Origin of the sequence: Alteromonas sp. MmMcT2-2, assembly GCF_022348305.1 — a bacterium.
GTDB lineage: Bacteria > Pseudomonadota > Gammaproteobacteria > Enterobacterales > Alteromonadaceae > Alteromonas > Alteromonas macleodii.
This window is the reverse complement of record NZ_JAKRFA010000016.1, coordinates 68,768-83,945: the sequence shown is the minus strand read 5'-3', so window position 1 is coordinate 83,945 and position 15,178 is coordinate 68,768. Positions and strand designations below refer to the sequence as shown.

General features: G+C 45.0%; 11 protein-coding genes and 4 tRNA genes. 2 read left to right on the top strand and 13 right to left on the bottom strand.

What is annotated here, in order from left to right; translation table 11 throughout:
* Positions 1–132 precede the first annotated feature (132 nt).
* From MHM99_RS11405 to dnaQ, 9 genes are all read right to left on the bottom strand, one after another.
* Positions 133–1,359: a lipoprotein-releasing ABC transporter permease subunit gene (locus tag MHM99_RS11405; protein WP_239219379.1), complete on the bottom strand. Its 1,227-nt coding sequence runs from the start codon at positions 1,357–1,359 to the stop codon at positions 133–135.
* Entirely contained in the window at positions 1,346–2,056 is a 711-nt protein-coding gene (lolD, locus tag MHM99_RS11400) for a lipoprotein-releasing ABC transporter ATP-binding protein LolD (protein ID WP_061094835.1), read from the bottom strand. Before lolD ends, MHM99_RS11405 begins: the two co-directional genes overlap by 14 nt.
* 101 nt (positions 2,057–2,157) lie before the next feature.
* Positions 2,158–3,711, bottom strand: coding sequence for an EAL domain-containing protein (locus MHM99_RS11395; RefSeq protein WP_049589188.1), 1,554 nt, complete (start codon positions 3,709–3,711; stop codon positions 2,158–2,160).
* A 318-nt stretch (positions 3,712–4,029) separates the two neighbouring features.
* Positions 4,030–4,106: transfer RNA gene (locus MHM99_RS11390), tRNA-Asp, on the bottom strand.
* A gap of 31 nt (positions 4,107–4,137) precedes the next feature.
* Positions 4,138–4,214: transfer RNA gene (locus MHM99_RS11385), tRNA-Asp, on the bottom strand.
* Positions 4,215–4,244: 30 nt separating this feature from the next.
* Positions 4,245–4,321 (bottom strand) — tRNA-Asp (locus MHM99_RS11380).
* Between the two features lie 30 nt (positions 4,322–4,351).
* Positions 4,352–4,428 (bottom strand) — tRNA-Asp (locus MHM99_RS11375).
* 215 nt (positions 4,429–4,643) lie between these two features.
* Positions 4,644–6,134 carry a TIGR03503 family protein gene (locus tag MHM99_RS11370; RefSeq protein ID WP_049586552.1) on the bottom strand — a complete coding sequence of 497 codons (1,491 nt, stop codon included), beginning with the start codon at positions 6,132–6,134 and terminating at the stop codon, positions 4,644–4,646.
* A 54-nt stretch (positions 6,135–6,188) separates the two neighbouring features.
* The gene (gene dnaQ / locus MHM99_RS11365) at positions 6,189–6,908 is read right to left on the bottom strand and encodes a DNA polymerase III subunit epsilon (protein ID WP_014976297.1); all 720 of its coding nucleotides are present in this window, start codon (positions 6,906–6,908) and stop codon (positions 6,189–6,191) included.
* 111 nt (positions 6,909–7,019) lie between these two features.
* Between dnaQ and rnhA the strand changes: the two genes are divergently transcribed.
* Positions 7,020–7,490 carry a ribonuclease HI gene (rnhA, locus tag MHM99_RS11360; protein WP_239219378.1) on the top strand — a complete coding sequence of 157 codons (471 nt, stop codon included), beginning with the start codon at positions 7,020–7,022 and terminating at the stop codon, positions 7,488–7,490.
* A gap of 22 nt (positions 7,491–7,512) precedes the next feature.
* Here rnhA and MHM99_RS11355 read toward each other — a convergent pair whose 3' ends face one another.
* Positions 7,513–8,490, bottom strand: coding sequence for an NAD(P)H-quinone oxidoreductase (locus MHM99_RS11355; RefSeq protein WP_239219377.1), 978 nt, complete (start codon positions 8,488–8,490; stop codon positions 7,513–7,515).
* A 256-nt stretch (positions 8,491–8,746) separates the two neighbouring features.
* Between MHM99_RS11355 and MHM99_RS11350 the strand changes: the two genes are divergently transcribed.
* Complete coding sequence (locus tag MHM99_RS11350) at positions 8,747–9,940, top strand: class I SAM-dependent methyltransferase (RefSeq protein ID WP_239219376.1); 1,194 nt, start codon at positions 8,747–8,749, stop codon at positions 9,938–9,940.
* Positions 9,941–10,040: 100 nt separating this feature from the next.
* Here the strand turns inward: MHM99_RS11350 and MHM99_RS11345 are convergent, their stop codons facing one another.
* The 3 genes from MHM99_RS11345 to hrpA form a co-directional block, all read right to left on the bottom strand.
* The gene (locus MHM99_RS11345; protein ID WP_014976293.1) at positions 10,041–10,298 is read right to left on the bottom strand and encodes a DUF2061 domain-containing protein; all 258 of its coding nucleotides are present in this window, start codon (positions 10,296–10,298) and stop codon (positions 10,041–10,043) included.
* A 284-nt stretch (positions 10,299–10,582) separates the two neighbouring features.
* Positions 10,583–10,885 (bottom strand): PilZ domain-containing protein, encoded by a 303-nt coding sequence (locus MHM99_RS11340; protein ID WP_014949177.1) that lies wholly within the window; start codon positions 10,883–10,885, stop codon positions 10,583–10,585.
* 257 nt (positions 10,886–11,142) lie between these two features.
* Entirely contained in the window at positions 11,143–15,138 is a 3,996-nt protein-coding gene (hrpA, locus tag MHM99_RS11335; RefSeq protein WP_239219375.1) for an ATP-dependent RNA helicase HrpA, read from the bottom strand.
* Positions 15,139–15,178: the final 40 nt, after the last annotated feature.

Here is a 15,178-nt window from a genome sequence, read left to right as displayed (position 1 = left end):
CTCTTTGTTGTGTCACCTTGATGTAGAACCACTATACCTGCGGTAACACGCCGCGATTACGAACATTTTAACTCTCGCTGAGTGGGTAATGATCTATGCTGACTGGTATTACTTACCCTATTGAGCTTAAAGTTAGTGAAGCGCTGATGAAGGTGATACTTTGGCTGCCTTTTGCGCTGGATAAATAGTAGCGCCCACACTCAAGAACATAGCAACAACCACGGTTACTACAACGTCTTGCCAATGTAGATCAGATGGTAGGAAATCGATGAAATATATATCGCCTGATAGAATTTCTATGCCTATCGCCACCTCAATAAAGCGAACAATCTCAGAGAGGTTAGGTGCTACCAGTAGCGCTAAAACCACACCTATAGTAATGCCTATAACGCCATTGATAACGCCCTGCAACACGAAGGTATTGCGAATTAAACGATCCGTCGCTCCCATGGTTTTTAATATTGCGATGGCAGCCTGTTTGTCTCTAACCGCCATAACCAGTGACGACACAATGTTAAAACAAGCAACGGCAATGACCAGCGTCAAGGCGATATACACCACAGCTCTAACTAGCTGAATATCGTTATACAAATGGCCCTGGGTACGTGTCCAGTCAGACATGTAAACAGCCTGAGGATAGCTGTAACCTATATCTCGCATCGTGTCGTAAGATGAAAATGGGTCGTTAAGTGTAAATTGAATTCCTTGTGACTTAGATGAAATACCAATAGCTTCAGACGCTGTTTCCAAGTGCATTAAACCCAGCTGGTTATCGAGTTCACCGCCAACAGATAGCACTCCAGAAATAGAAAGCCTAATTGAACGTGGGGCTTTGAAGGTTAGATCCTGAGTTGTTTGGGGAATGAGTATTTGAACAATGTCACCAATATTAAAATCCATGGAAGCGAAAATGCCCTTTCCAACAATGAGACCATTTTTCTGCGTCAAAAAACGTTGCCAATCCTCACTTGTGACTCTTTCAGCATATTTGTCGCTAACACTGTTAACCGGAATACCAGTAACGCTAATTGCCTTCAATTCCCCCTTTGACTGCAACATTCCGGTTATCCCTGTGTATGGAGTGACAGACGCAATACGGCTATCTTGAGACAAACGATAGAGCTGCGCGTCTAAATTTTCTATTCCGCTTTCGCTTTTGCTATATAATTCACCATGAGGAACCACACTCAAAATACGACTTGTAAGCTCTTTTTCAAATCCGTTCATTACGCTTAGCAACACAATTAGTACAAAGCAACCAAGGGCAATCCCAATGGTGGATGACATCGAAATAAAAGAGATGAAACGCTGTTCTGAACGTGTTTTTCTGAAGCGTTGGGCCAATTCAAAGGCGAGCATCTTGGCTCTCCTTGAACAACGTATCGCTCGCTAATCTGCCGTCCTTTATCTTCAGCACCCTGTCCATTTTCCTAGCCAAGGTAATATCGTGGGTAACGACGACAAACGCTGTCCCTTTTTTATCACTTAAGCTAGTAAGCAGTTTATAAATTTGCTCACCCGTCGAGTCATCAAGATTTCCTGTAGGTTCGTCGGCCAGCACCACTGATGGCTCGGTAACTAAAGCTCGTGCTATTGCCACACGCTGTCGTTCACCGCCTGACATGGTCGATGGTAAATGGTCGACGCGGTGAGAAAGCCCAACTTCATCTAACATTTCACGAGCCTTGCCGTGGGCCAATTTGGTCGAGAGCCCTCTAATTCTTAGCGGCATTGCTACATTTTCTAACGCTGTGAATTCACCGAGCAAATGATGAAATTGATAGATAAAGCCCATTTCGTCATTGCGAAGCTTTGCTAATGCATTTCCAGATAATTGACCGAGTGATTTTCCATTGAATTCGACTTCGCCGCTAGAAGGTTTATCCAACCCTCCAAGAATATGTAAAAGGGTGCTTTTACCTGAGCCGGAGCTACCTAAAATAGCAACATGTTCGCCAGCTTTTATTGAAAGAGAGACATCGTGTAAAACGGGGGTAGCATTACTGCCATCTTGATAGGTTTTATTAATATTGCGGCAAATTAGCACGTCCTGCATGCGAGTATTCTTCTTTAATTTCCAGACGGTGAATGGTAGCGTTAAACGCTACCAACACCAACTGAAAAATAACAGCGCTAAAATGTAAATATCAATCCGTATTATTGTATGCCTTGAACGCTTTTGGCCAACGCATCCACCGACTGTGGCTTGCCAAATAACCACCCTTGACCAAAGCCGATGGTTAATCCTTTCAGTTCATTGCATTGATCAATGTTTTCGACCCCTTCTGCAATTAAATCAATATTAAGTCCTTCGGCAATGCTCACAATGTGAGGGATGAGCGATGAACGAATGCTGTTATCTTCCATATCCATAACAAAGCTGCGGTCAATTTTAAGGTAATCACAGTTTAGCGTTTTAAGCTGGCTTAAATTTGAATAACCCACTCCAAAGTCGTCAATTGCAAATAAGAAGCCTTTGCTCTTCAGCGACTTAATATGCTTCACCGCGCTATGAGTGGCGATTTGCTCATCTTCAGTGATCTCTAAAACTAACTTGAAGTTCTTTACGTTCATATCTAGTACAAAGTCTAGGTCCAAACAACCTTCGCGGGTAAAATCGAAGGGGAATAGATTAAACGATACCTTAAAGCCTTCGGGGGTCTCTGGGTTTTCGTTGAGTTCTCTCATGGCGGTGGTAATCATATCAACCGTAAATTCCCAGGTCATATCCTGCTCTTTTACCTGAGGAATAAATTTGTCAGGGTAAATCGGCCCAAATTCATCCTCAAATCGACTCAATACTTCGCACCCAATGACCTTTCCCGATTCCAAATTTACAAAAGGTTGGTACAAGCAATAGAACTTATGTTCTTTTAGCCCTTTACTGACGCGAGACTCAAGTGAACGTCGTCGTCTTAAATAGTTAAAGGTAAGCATATGCGTCAACGCTGCTGTCATTATCATAGCAAACACGAACAACACCAGCTTGCCCATGTGCAAATCTAATACGCGACCGTGATCAGATTTCACTTTTAGGCAGGTATGATTGTAGCGTTCATCACACTGGATAAATTGTAAGGAAAAATAGCCAGTGTGTGCGTCCATGTCATCTTCGCTGAGGGTAGAACCGACAAGGCTAGGATTACCTGCCATATGATAAAACTGATCGCCATTGTAGAACAGTTGCCAATCTTGCGTGTAGCTGTAACCAATGACACTATCCATATCCAATACTGCGTTGTAACGTCCGCGCTGTACTATAGTACCAGTAGCTTGTTTATCGAAAAGCTGAAGAGGAGTATTAATCCAAAAAGCGTCGCCAAGCTGAGTATAAAAATCAGGCTTAACCTCTTTCATGGGCTCTTCTAGAATGTCCAAATAAGTACTGCACAATAGCTCGTTATTTTGATAAAAACCTATCTCTTTTACAAATCGAGAGCGAAACAAGGTTTTTCGCATTTCCGCTAAGTTATCCATTCCACAGGTTTGATACGGCAGCGCATTTAGGTAATCGAGCGTGATCTCAGCATCTCTAAATACTACGCGCACATTATCTAGTATTTCTGTAGCGCGACTCTCCTCTTGTTCTCGAATAAACACAAACATAACGATAGCGAGTAATAGGGTCACACCCACTACGCTTAGCAATGACACCCCAATTGCTTTTACATTATCAGCAAGAAAGTACTGTTTTTGGTCGCTTTTATTCATGGTTTCCGTGTTTTTTAGCGTGAGCGACCTAACTTTAGTACAAATTAAAAAAAAGACACTACGACTTTAGGGCATGTTACTGTTTGTTGGATGTTTTTTTACTTTATAGAAGACTATTAATCGAAGAGGAATAATGTTTCTAGTGTCACATTGTGCAATTGGGAAATGGAGCAATTTCTTGAATGGCTAAATGACAAGGGGGTAAGAATAAATAAAGTGCGATTGCGAGAACAGCAATTTTAACGACAGAGTAAAAAGAGAGCTTTTTGAATGTACCCAGAAGGGGGAATTATCTAAGAAGGAAAAGCTTATCATTAATGGCGGAGCGGACGGGACTCGAACCCGCGACCCCCGGCGTGACAGGCCGGTATTCTAACCAACTGAACTACCGCTCCGCATAATGGGAAGCGCGCTTTATTCGATTAATGGCGGAGCGGACGGGACTCGAACCCGCGACCCCCGGCGTGACAGGCCGGTATTCTAACCAACTGAACTACCGCTCCACATAATCGAGATTGCGCTGTATAACTAAATGGCGGAGCGGACGGGACTCGAACCCGCGACCCCCGGCGTGACAGGCCGGTATTCTAACCAACTGAACTACCGCTCCGAAGACCTTTTAGTTATACCATTGAAAGAGTGGCGGAGCGGACGGGACTCGAACCCGCGACCCCCGGCGTGACAGGCCGGTATTCTAACCAACTGAACTACCGCTCCACATCTTCAATGTTATCAGTGAGTTGACTTGGCTGTTGTTGCCCTGTCCCCTGACTGCGGCGCAGATAATACGTATTCCCCTATGTGGAGTCAACGCTTTTTATTAATAAAATTGTCATCTGCGGTTTGTTTGCCTGTTAAATAGGCATTATGTCGAAATAAAATTCAAACTGAACAAATTAGCGACGCCTTAAACTGAAGCGCTGGTCTCCCTGCTATTCCTTTTCAGCTTTTTCACGCTTTTTGAATAGCCCTAGCAGTTTTTTAAACCCCTTAGGTTCAGATTCCATAGTAAGGTCAGCATCGGTGGTTTCTCCCGATGGCTTTGCAGTACTATTTGCTTGCTTAGGCGCAGACGCCTTTTTTCGCATAATAATAATTACAGCAGCAGCGATTACTCCGATGAGCACTATAGACCCATTTACGGCCACCAGAATGAGGGTTAGCGTCCCATCATCCATTTCATCTTCTACCGAATTTGGCTGCATATCGTCTTGTGGCACTTCAGGTTGCGTTATTAAGGGTGCACTGCCATCAACGATAGGATCTTTTCCATTGATTAAAGGGTCTTCAACCTCAGGCTCGGCTGGTCCCTCTGCCACAAAACTATATTCAGGGACATCTAATATAAAATCGCGCCCATCCATTGTCGTGCCGTAAGCAGTGAGCTTTACCCTAAAAATTCCTTCTTCGTAGGCGACAATCAAGTGCTCTCGAGGATCCACACCGCCTTCTGTTAGCGAAAAATTCTGCATATCGGAATTAGGAAACTTCACTTTGCCATCGACTAGCAGTGACTCGATGTCGACTAATTCACGGTCTACATCAATAATAATTTTATGATAGCCCTCTCCGCCTCCATCCATTTCAACATCAATAGACACGGGATTTTCATGTAAGACGATAAGTTCGCCTATTTGCTCGCGGGTGTACATTGGTGTGCTTACGCGAAAAATAGGCTTCCATTCACCAGCCGGTATTTTCAAGTTGAACTGGCCAGTAAAAACGCCATCTCCTGGTCGCTCATCCATCCCTCGCCCATCGTCTTTAAATGTCGCTATGCGCTGGTCATTTGTACCAAAGTTGCCGTAGTTAGGGTTATTGGTACTCTTAAACTCAATCTCTAAGTCGACGACATCTCTGAACTGTTTGTTTTCTATAGGCTTGCCGTTGTTGGTTAAATAGGCTGTGGATTTAAGTATTTCGCCGGCAAACAGCACATTCGGTAACGGCTCAGCATGAAGTTCAACATTAGACAAAACCATTACACGGCTTTGCGGTAATACTTGACCTACAGCTTGCCAAGGCCCTGGCACAGGATCTTTGATGGTGATCATGTCAAAGGTATCAGCGTCGTACCACTGCACCTTTTCTTCGTCGACGCGCCCTTGAAATAGCTTTGAACCATCGGGTCTAACCAGCACCACAGGGGCAGAACCGTACTCCCTAAAGAAAACCATGGTGATTTCTTTAACGTTATAGTCAACGCGAAAGCGGTTTTGTAACAGTTGAATGGAGTTGGTGTATTCATCACCAAGCTCTGTAAGAGGAGATGTATCTATTGTTGTGTTGCTTGATTGAGCATTTTGTACAGCGCTATCAGCAAGCTGCCTTGCAGCGTCGCGTTCGTCTTCTTGCGACTGAGCGCCAGCGCTTAAGTGTATAAACAATGATAAAAAAATTACCCAATAAAACCACACTCTCACGCTACGCTGCTCCTGCATTGTTTGGCTATTTTAGTTCTGTTTGATTATGTTCTGCTAAGACACCTCTTCAGGCTGAGGACGCCATAAACATTTGCCACCCGCTTTTTCGACAATATCCAAGCGAGCCTCATGCTGTGTTATTTCATCGGCGGAGGCTTTAATAACCTTTAATTTATTTGCGCTTCGGTTAATTCTTCGAATGGCAGTTGAGTCAGCGTCGCTGCCAGAGCTAGACGCCAGTTTAAGCTTGGTTTGCCCACCGGTCATCAACAGGTAAACATCTGCCAGGATTTCCGCATCCAGCAAAGCGCCGTGAAGGGTACGATGACTATTGTCTATACCATAACGCTTACACAATGCATCGAGGTTGTTCTTTTGGCCTGGATGCATTTGGCGAGCAAGAGTAAGTGTATCTAGAACATCGCAAATCTGGTTAGTAATAACGCCTTTGGTAGACGCTTCCATGCCAAACTCGTGATCCATAAACCCAACGTCGAAGGGCGCGTTGTGAATGACTAACTGTGCCCCTTTGATAAAGCTCACAAACTCCTGAGCCACTTGAGAAAATGTAGGCTTGTCGGCAAGAAATTCATTGGTTATACCGTGGACTTCAATTGCCTCTTGTTCAATGTGACGGCCCGGATTGATGTAAACGTGAAAGTGATTCCCCGTCAATCGGCGGTTAACAACTTCAACACACCCTATTTCGATAATGCGGTGGCCTTCTTTGGGGTCAATACCTGTGGTTTCAGTATCGAGAACAATTTGGCGCATGGAACCTCTACTATAATTACACTTTCATTTTTTGATAGTATATCAACCCCTTCGCAATCCGCTAAGGGAAAAGACAATATAAATTAAGCCAGTTAAATCAAAGGAAACGCTGTGGCTCAAAAGACCATTCATATATACACCGACGGCTCGTGCTTAGGCAACCCTGGACCGGGCGGGTACGGAGCTGTACTGATTTACAAGCAGCATAGAAAAGAGTTGAGCGACGGCTTTGCCCACACAACTAATAACCGTATGGAACTATTAGCCCCTATCGAAGCGCTTAATAGTTTAAACGAACTGTGCAGCGTTGAATTAACTACCGACAGCCAGTACGTAAAAAATGGTATTAATCAGTGGATCCATAACTGGCGCAAGAACGGTTGGCGCACGGCAGATAAAAAACCCGTCAAGAACGCAGATTTGTGGAAGCGACTAGATGAAGCGGTAAAAAAGCATCAGGTAAACTGGCATTGGGTAAAAGGCCATTCGGGGCACCCTGAAAATGAGCGCTGTGACGACCTGGCCCGCAATGCGGCAGAAGCCAATCCAACGAAACCCGACGAAGGCTTCGTTGGCAATTAGATAAGCTTACTGCAAAGCTCATTTACCAAGAAAGAACCAACTTGCCCTGCGTATCGTTGTTTTCCAAACGCACGTGGGGTTCGCTGATATCTTCAATGCAATAGTGAGTATCGATATTTACCCTAAGCTCTTTATTCTCAAAAGCGGGCAAGCATACGGTAGTAAAGTCACGAATTAGATCAGCTTTATAATCGTCGCTTCGATTTCTAAGTGTCGTGCCAATAATGGACGCCCTTTTACCTAACAGCATAGCCATATCGAGGTTATCAGCATATCTCCCTGCCAGCATCGCTAAGTAAACCACTTTTCCATCTTGCTTCAGTATTTTAAGGTTACGGTTGAGGTAGTCGCCACCTACCATATCAAGCACCATATCAACCCCTTCAGGCCAGACTTTTTTAAGCACATCATCAAACTGTTGCTGCTTATAATTGATAAGGTGCTCTGCGCCATTGCTTTCACACAATGAAAGCTTATCTTGGCTTGAGGCCGTTACCGCACTGTGTACGCCCCAATATCGACAAAGTTGCGTGGCAGCCAGCCCTACACCGCTTGCACCGCCATGAATTAACGCCCGTTCAGCCGGCTTTACATGCGCGATTGTGCGCAAACACTGAAATGCCGTAAGAAACACTTCGGCCAAACCCGCGGCTTCAAAAAACGGCATGCCTTTGGGGATGGGCATTAAATGGGCTGGATTAACCATCACTTCAGTGGCATAGCCGCCACCTGCAACCAAACCAAATACTTCGTCACCTTCTTTAAATGCAGTAACGTCACTGGCAACCTCTGACACCACACCGGCTACCTCTAATCCAAGAATATCGCTCTCGCCTGGTGGAGGTGGGTAATTCCCCTGGCGTTGCAAGGTATCCGCACGATTCACCCCAAACGCTTTTACGTCAACTTTTACTTTCCCTGGTGCTAGCGACAGCCCTTCACATTCCTTTACAACAAGTTCGCTTGGGCCGCATCCTTTTTCAAAATCGACATATCGCATAATTTACATCCAATCCTAGTCTTAAATTCTAATCGTAATTTGGCTACGTACTTTTATATCAAACAGTTTGGGTTTGTTTTGTGTTTATACCAGTCCGGATAGAGCATTTTAACTCTCGCTGAGTGGGTAATTATCTATGCAGATTGGTATTATTAACACAGAACTTATGAAATTGCGTATAATCGCGACCATTCTCATAAGCGAGTAAAATCGCTTAACTCTGTTTCACATTTATTAAATTAGTACGAGAGCCTTCATGTCAGCACAGGTCATATTACAGCCATCCAGAGACAAATCACTTCGCCGCAAACACCCTTGGGTATTCGAAAGCGCTGTGGCTGAACTAAAGGGCCGCGCGCGAGTTGGCGATACGGTAGACGTATTTGACTCTGAAGGCGACTGGTTAGGGCGAGGCGCTTACTCTCCAAATTCAAAAATTCGCGTTCGTATGTGGACATTCAAGAAAGACGAAAGCATTGATAACGGATTTTTCCTACGCCGTTTAGAAACTGCACTAGCCCTTCGCAAACGCTTGTTTGACCCAAACAAAACCAACGCGTTTCGCTGGATAGCGTCTGAAAGTGATGGCCTTCCAGGGATCACTATAGACCTATACGACAATGTTGCAGTACTTCAGCTTTTGAGCGCGGGCGGCGAAAAACACAGAGATAAGATAGTGTGGGCAATTACTAAGCTAATGCCTAATGTACACATATACGAGCGAAGCGACGTGGACGTGCGCAAGAAAGAAGGTTTAGAGCCTGTAACTGGTGTACTGCATGGTGAACCACCTATGCAAGTTACAGTAAAAGAAAACGGCATCAACATAGTGGTTGATATCGAGAACGGCCATAAAACCGGTTTTTACCTTGATCAGCGAGACAGTCGCGCGGCGGCTGCGCACTACGCGAAAGATGCCGACGTACTCAACTGTTTTAGCTACACAGGTACGTTTTCTTGCTACGCACTTGCTGGCGGTGCTAAGTCAGTTACAAACGTTGATGTATCTCAGCCTGCTCTTGATTTGGCTAAGCACCATGTAGCCATCAATGGTTTAGACGAAAACAAAGCCAATTACGTAAACCAAGACGTGTTTAAGGCACTCAGGGAGTATCACGAGCAGGGCAAACAGTTTGATATGGTGATACTCGACCCGCCAAAGTTTGTCGACAGCAAGGCAACATTAAACCGTGCTGCCCGCGGCTATAAAGACATTAATATGTACAGCATACATGCTGTTAAATCTGGTGGGCTGCTGCTTACATTTAGCTGCTCTGGCCTTATGCCGGCAGATTTATTCCAGAAAGTTGTGGCAGACGCTGCACTTGATGCAGGTCGTACTATCAAAATTATCGCAAGGCTTAATCAAGCCTCAGATCATCCTATCATTGGCAGCTATCCAGAAGGCTATTACTTGAAAGGTCTAGTGTGTGAAGTCACCGACGACTAGCTATTAAAAAAGCGCCCTTGTTGATGTATAGGGCGCTTAACGAAATCAATTGAGCTAACATTACGTTGTGCGAAAAGCTTACGAAGGTAAATCCATTCCCCTAAGATGCAAAGGTTATCTCATTGTTAGAAAAGCGACTTGATAACTGTTGTGAACTGTCATCTGATTGTTCCTTAACAACACCCTCTTTTTCTTCAACTTTCTTCCACACCATCTCGTGAAAATAAAACGCCACGGTATTAATGGCTGGCTCAACCAACGCTACGGCACCGCCTACTACCACACTTCCTGTCAGTAAGTAGGCAACCGTAAAGGCCACTGAAAAGTGCATCACTGCAAAGGTCATCGTCTTTTTCATAGTCATCGCTCTCTCAAAGTATTAAATCAGTTTGCTTTCGCATTAATGAGAATTATTAGCAATTAAGACTGAGAGTTAAAATAGAAAAAACTGAACGGCCTATTCGGTTTAGTATATGAAAGCTGAAAGACTGTTTTCAAACCACAACGGGCTGGTCAACATAGGAGCGTAAAGAAAGAAGCAACACCGCGAGGACGTCATTGCTGTAGACCCTGACGCTTTGTGTTTTTTAGTTAGACACGAAAAGGCGAAGCTTTTACCCCGCCCTAAAACGTTAGATTAGACTATTTCATCTGAGAAATTTCGACGCCTATAATGCAGCTTGACTCGGATTCAGGTTCACAGCGCACAACAGTCGCTAATGCTGCCAAAGATGGGATTTGCGAACTAGATGACTCTATTGCAACACTCACTTGTGTACCCACCTCAATTGAGGGTTCATCGACTTCCAAAGACATACCTGTAGCACTGATATCTCTACACATTGCCTGCATGGTGCGGCTCGACTCATCATCAGTAATTTGCAACTGACAAGGCGAATTTACCATCATCCTGAAAAAATTTCGCTTATCGTCGTATCCCAACATGTCTACTTCTCCTGATTTTTAGCGTTACGCTGACGACTACATCTGATGTTATAGGGCGATGCCGGTAACTTGTCAATCGAACTGTATAATATTTATTCAACAATTATTAAAAGTGTACTTTGGTCTAATTTCGACTACCTTCCCACTTAAATCAACGACTCAGCCGTTTCTGCCCGCTGTTTTGTTTGCGATAACAAATATGTGCCCTCATGCCCTAGCCTAGCTCATTGATGCTACCTTACACCTAACGCCCTTTTTTAAAAGTCAGCGAGGTGCAAAGTGATACGCTTAGCCGAAATCGGGTAAGCCGTCCCAAGCTGCTGCGCAAACAACGAAACCCGTAATTCTTCTATCATCCAGCGCACATCATTAAGAGCTTGAGGTACTTTACCTTTGGGGTATTTGCTGCACGCCTTTTCCCATTCTTTAATCGACTTTTCTACCGTGACCTGATGCATTCTGTCTTTGTTGGGATCAATGGGGAGCTTCTCTAGCCGACGAGCTAAACCTTTAATGTAACGATTCCAATCATCTAATCTGCTCTCGCTAATTTCAGAAACAAAACCAGGAAAAACTAACGATGCCAAGTGGGCTTTACAGTCACCTAGGGCGTTTATCATCGTCAGCGGTACATTACCTTTCATTTGCTTTTGGCACTGGTGCGCAAGGGTAAGCCCCTGCTCCACTTGCGTGGCAATCTCTAACACCCTGTCATTAATGTTTGCACGAGCAATCTCTAAACAGGCCTCAAAATCGGCTTTGCTGCGAATGTCGGTGTTATTGGTTTTGCAGTAATCACTGACAATGGCGTCGATACCCGCAAAAATACAATCATCAATTAGCGCTTTCACTTGTCCAAATGGATTGAAATACAAACCCAGCTTGGCTTTATTAGGTAATTTGCTTTGCAAATAATTAAGGGGCGACGGCATCGCGTTTTTAATCAAGACATTCACGCCTTGCTTATGCAGCACTTGGGCTTTATCCGCTTCTTCAATTAGCGCAATATCTACCTTATCGCCCTTTTGTACCAGAGCCGGGAACGCCTGAACTTCAAACCCGCCAACTTTCTGCACAAAGGTTTCTGGCAAGCTTTCGAAATCCCATTGTTCGATGTTATTTCGCTCTAACTCCGGAGTTGCGGCTTTCTCAAAGGTTTGCTTCACCTGCCCTGCACACTGCTGTTTAAGCGCGTGCAGGTCGTCACCTTTGGCAATATCATCACCGTTGTCGTTAACTACCGCGAAGTGCATTTTTAAATGCTTATCAAGCTGTTCTAAACTCCACTCTTCGCTTTCAATAATAACGCCTGTCATTTTGCGTAACTTATCGGTTACAGCTTCAAGCAGAGGCACCGGACGGTTGTTCTTATCTGTTTCACAGATATCAGCAAGGCATGCTTCAGCAAAGTTTGGCGCAGGCACAAAGTTACGACGCAAGCGTTTTGGCAAGGTTTTAATTAACCCCACAATAAGGTCGTGCCTTAGTCCCGGCACCAGCCAATCAAAACCTACGTTATCAACTTGATTAAGCACAGGCAGCGGGATGACAACAGTTACGCCATCGTCTTCAGCGTTAGGTTCGAAGTTATAGCGAAGCGGCAGCGTAATATTGCCTTGGCGCCATACATCAGGAAATGCGTTTGCTACCGATTGCCCAGGCTGCTGACGATATACGTCTTCTTCTTTAAACGTTAAACTGTCGTTGCTTCCGTGTTGCTTAAACCATTTCTTAAACGCCGCATCATTATTGGCTTCAACCGGAATGCGCTTGGCGTAAAAGCTTACCAGTTCTTCATCATCGACTATCAAATCGCGACGACGGGTCTTTTGTTCAAACTCGTCAGCCTGCTCAAGCAGCGCCTGATTTTCCTGTAAGAAACTGTAATTGAGCTTAGTATTGCCCTCGACTAACGCTTCGCGGATAAATAGCTCGTGGCAAATTGGCGGGTCGATGAGGCTATAAACCTTCGCACGCTTCATTACGATGGGTAGCCCGAACAAGGTTACTTTTTCAAAGGCAATCACCGCACCGCGCTTTTTAGACCAGTGTGGCTCTGAATAGCTTCTTTGCACAACATGCTCGGCCAAAGGCTCTACCCATGCTGGGTCAATTTTTGCCACCATACGAGCAAATAGCTTAGAGGTTTCTACAAGCTCAGCTGCCATTACCCATTTGGGCTGAGACTTTGATAGCCCTGAACCAGGGAAAATAAGAAAGCGCGAATTACGCGAGCCCATATACTCGCGCTCTTTATCTTTAAAGCCCATGTGAGACAGCAAGCCGCTGGCGATGGCTTGGTGAATAGCCTGATAGTCGGCTTCTTGCTTTGAAATGCCAAAGCCCAGCTCAGCGATAGACTTTTTAAGTTGGCTAACAATGTCCTGCCACTCACGCATACGTAAATAGTTGATGAAATTTTGCTTACACCATTTGCGCAATTGGTTTTGACTCAGTGCGTTTTGCTGCTCTCTAAACGCCACCCACAAGTTGTAAAGACTGATAAAGTCAGAATCTTTATCGTGGTATTCGCTGTGCTTCTCGTCTGCTTGCTGGCGTTTTTCCTGTGGGCGCTCTCGCGGATCTTGAATTGAGAGGCCCGCTGCAATCACCATGACTTCGCTGAGCGCGTTCGTGCGCTCGGCTTCAATCACCATACGTGCATAGCGAGGGTCGATAGGCAAACGTGCTACTTGACGACCTAGCGGAGTAAGCTGCATCTTGCCGCTTTGCTTGGTTTTTCGGTTATCTTTGCCTTTCGCGATAGCTTGAATTTCTTCAAGTAAACGGAAACCGTCGTTGATATTGCGGTTATCAGGCGGCTGAACAAATGGAAACGCAGCGATATCGCCTAACCCTAAAGCAAGCATTTGCAAAATAACCGACGCTAAGTTGGTTCGCAGGATCTCTGGGTCAGTAAATTCTGGGCGGCCTAAATAGTCTTCTTCACTATAAAGACGAATACAAATACCGTCAGACACACGGCCGCATCGCCCTGCCCGCTGATTCGCTGACGCCTGAGATATTGGCTCAATAGGTAAACGCTGCACTTTACTTCTGGCGCTGTAGCGTGAAATACGGGCAAAACCCGGGTCAATTACGTATTTAATGCCAGGCACCGTAAGCGAGGTCTCTGCCACGTTGGTGGCAAGTACAATGCGTCTGCCGCTGTGCGACTGAAATATGCGGTTTTGCTCTGCCGCCGACAACCTCGCATACAGCGGAACAATTTCAGTGTTGCGATAATGCTGTTTGCTCAAGGCATCTTGGGTGTCGCGTATCTCGCGTTCTCCGCTTAAGAACACTAAGATATCGCCCGGTGCTTCACGCATTAGCTCGTCGACTGCGTTTACGATGGCATCGCTTTGATCAATATCGTCATCATTATCTTCTGGCGCGTGGTAGCGAATTTCTACCGGATAGGTACGTCCACTCACTTCGATAATAGGCGCATTATTAAAATGCTTAGAGAATCGCTCTGGGTCGATGGTGGCAGAGGTGATAATGAGTTTTAAATCAGGGCGCTTGTCTAACAGCTGACGCAGATAGCCCAACAAGAAGTCGATATTAAGGCTGCGTTCGTGAGCTTCATCGATGATGATAGTATCGTATTGATTTAAAAAGCGGTCTTGCTGCATTTCAGCTAGCAGCATACCGTCGGTCATAAGCTTAACGTAGCTTCGCTCGCTTACCTGGTCGCTAAAGCGAATTTTAAAACCCACCTTTTCGCCAAGCGGCGTGTTTAGCTCTTCGGCTATACGAGTGGCTACACTTCGCGCCGCTAATCGTCTTGGCTGGGTGTGGGCTATCATGCCGTTTACACCGCGACCTAACTCTAAGCATATCTTAGGTAACTGCGTAGTTTTACCCGACCCAGTCTCACCCGCAACAATCACCACTTGGTTATTCGCAATCGCTTCTTTGATATCTTCTTTTTTATCGCTAACTGGCAGCGGTGGGTATTCAACTTTAGGTAGGTTGTCTTTACGCCAGTTACGCTTTTCTATCGATGCATTGATGTCGCCTTCGAGCTTTTCAAACTGCGCTTTTAAGCTTTCTTCGCTAACCACGCTGTCACGTTTTGAACCTTTTGAATTAGCAGCATTTTTCTCCGCGCCTTTTCCTTCAACACCAGATGTATCATTCACTTTTTGTGCAAGCTGTGTAATGCGGCGCTTCAAGCGAAATTTATCTGCGCTCAAACAATCATCTAGTTTGTTGTAAAGAGGTTTTATTGCAAGTGTTGAAGACAAAGTGACATCCTAAAGCGTGTTTCTAATCATCAATAAAATT

What these genes read in the sequence shown, in the direction of transcription:
- MHM99_RS11405 (WP_239219379.1), bottom strand. Translation starts at nt 1,359, where the DNA reads ATGCTCGCCTTTGAATTGGCCCAACGCTTCAGAAAAACACGTTCAGAA.
- lolD (WP_061094835.1), bottom strand. Translation starts at nt 2,056, where the DNA reads ATGCAGGACGTGCTAATTTGCCGCAATATTAATAAAACCTATCAAGAT.
- MHM99_RS11395 (WP_049589188.1), bottom strand. Translation starts at nt 3,711, where the DNA reads ATGAATAAAAGCGACCAAAAACAGTACTTTCTTGCTGATAATGTAAAA.
- dnaQ (WP_014976297.1), bottom strand. Translation starts at nt 6,908, where the DNA reads ATGCGCCAAATTGTTCTCGATACTGAAACCACAGGTATTGACCCCAAA.
- MHM99_RS11355 (WP_239219377.1), bottom strand. Translation starts at nt 8,490, where the DNA reads ATGCGATATGTCGATTTTGAAAAAGGATGCGGCCCAAGCGAACTTGTT.
- MHM99_RS11350 (WP_239219376.1), top strand. Translation starts at nt 8,747, where the DNA reads ATGTCAGCACAGGTCATATTACAGCCATCCAGAGACAAATCACTTCGC.
- MHM99_RS11345 (WP_014976293.1), bottom strand. Translation starts at nt 10,298, where the DNA reads ATGAAAAAGACGATGACCTTTGCAGTGATGCACTTTTCAGTGGCCTTT.
- MHM99_RS11340 (WP_014949177.1), bottom strand. Translation starts at nt 10,885, where the DNA reads ATGTTGGGATACGACGATAAGCGAAATTTTTTCAGGATGATGGTAAAT.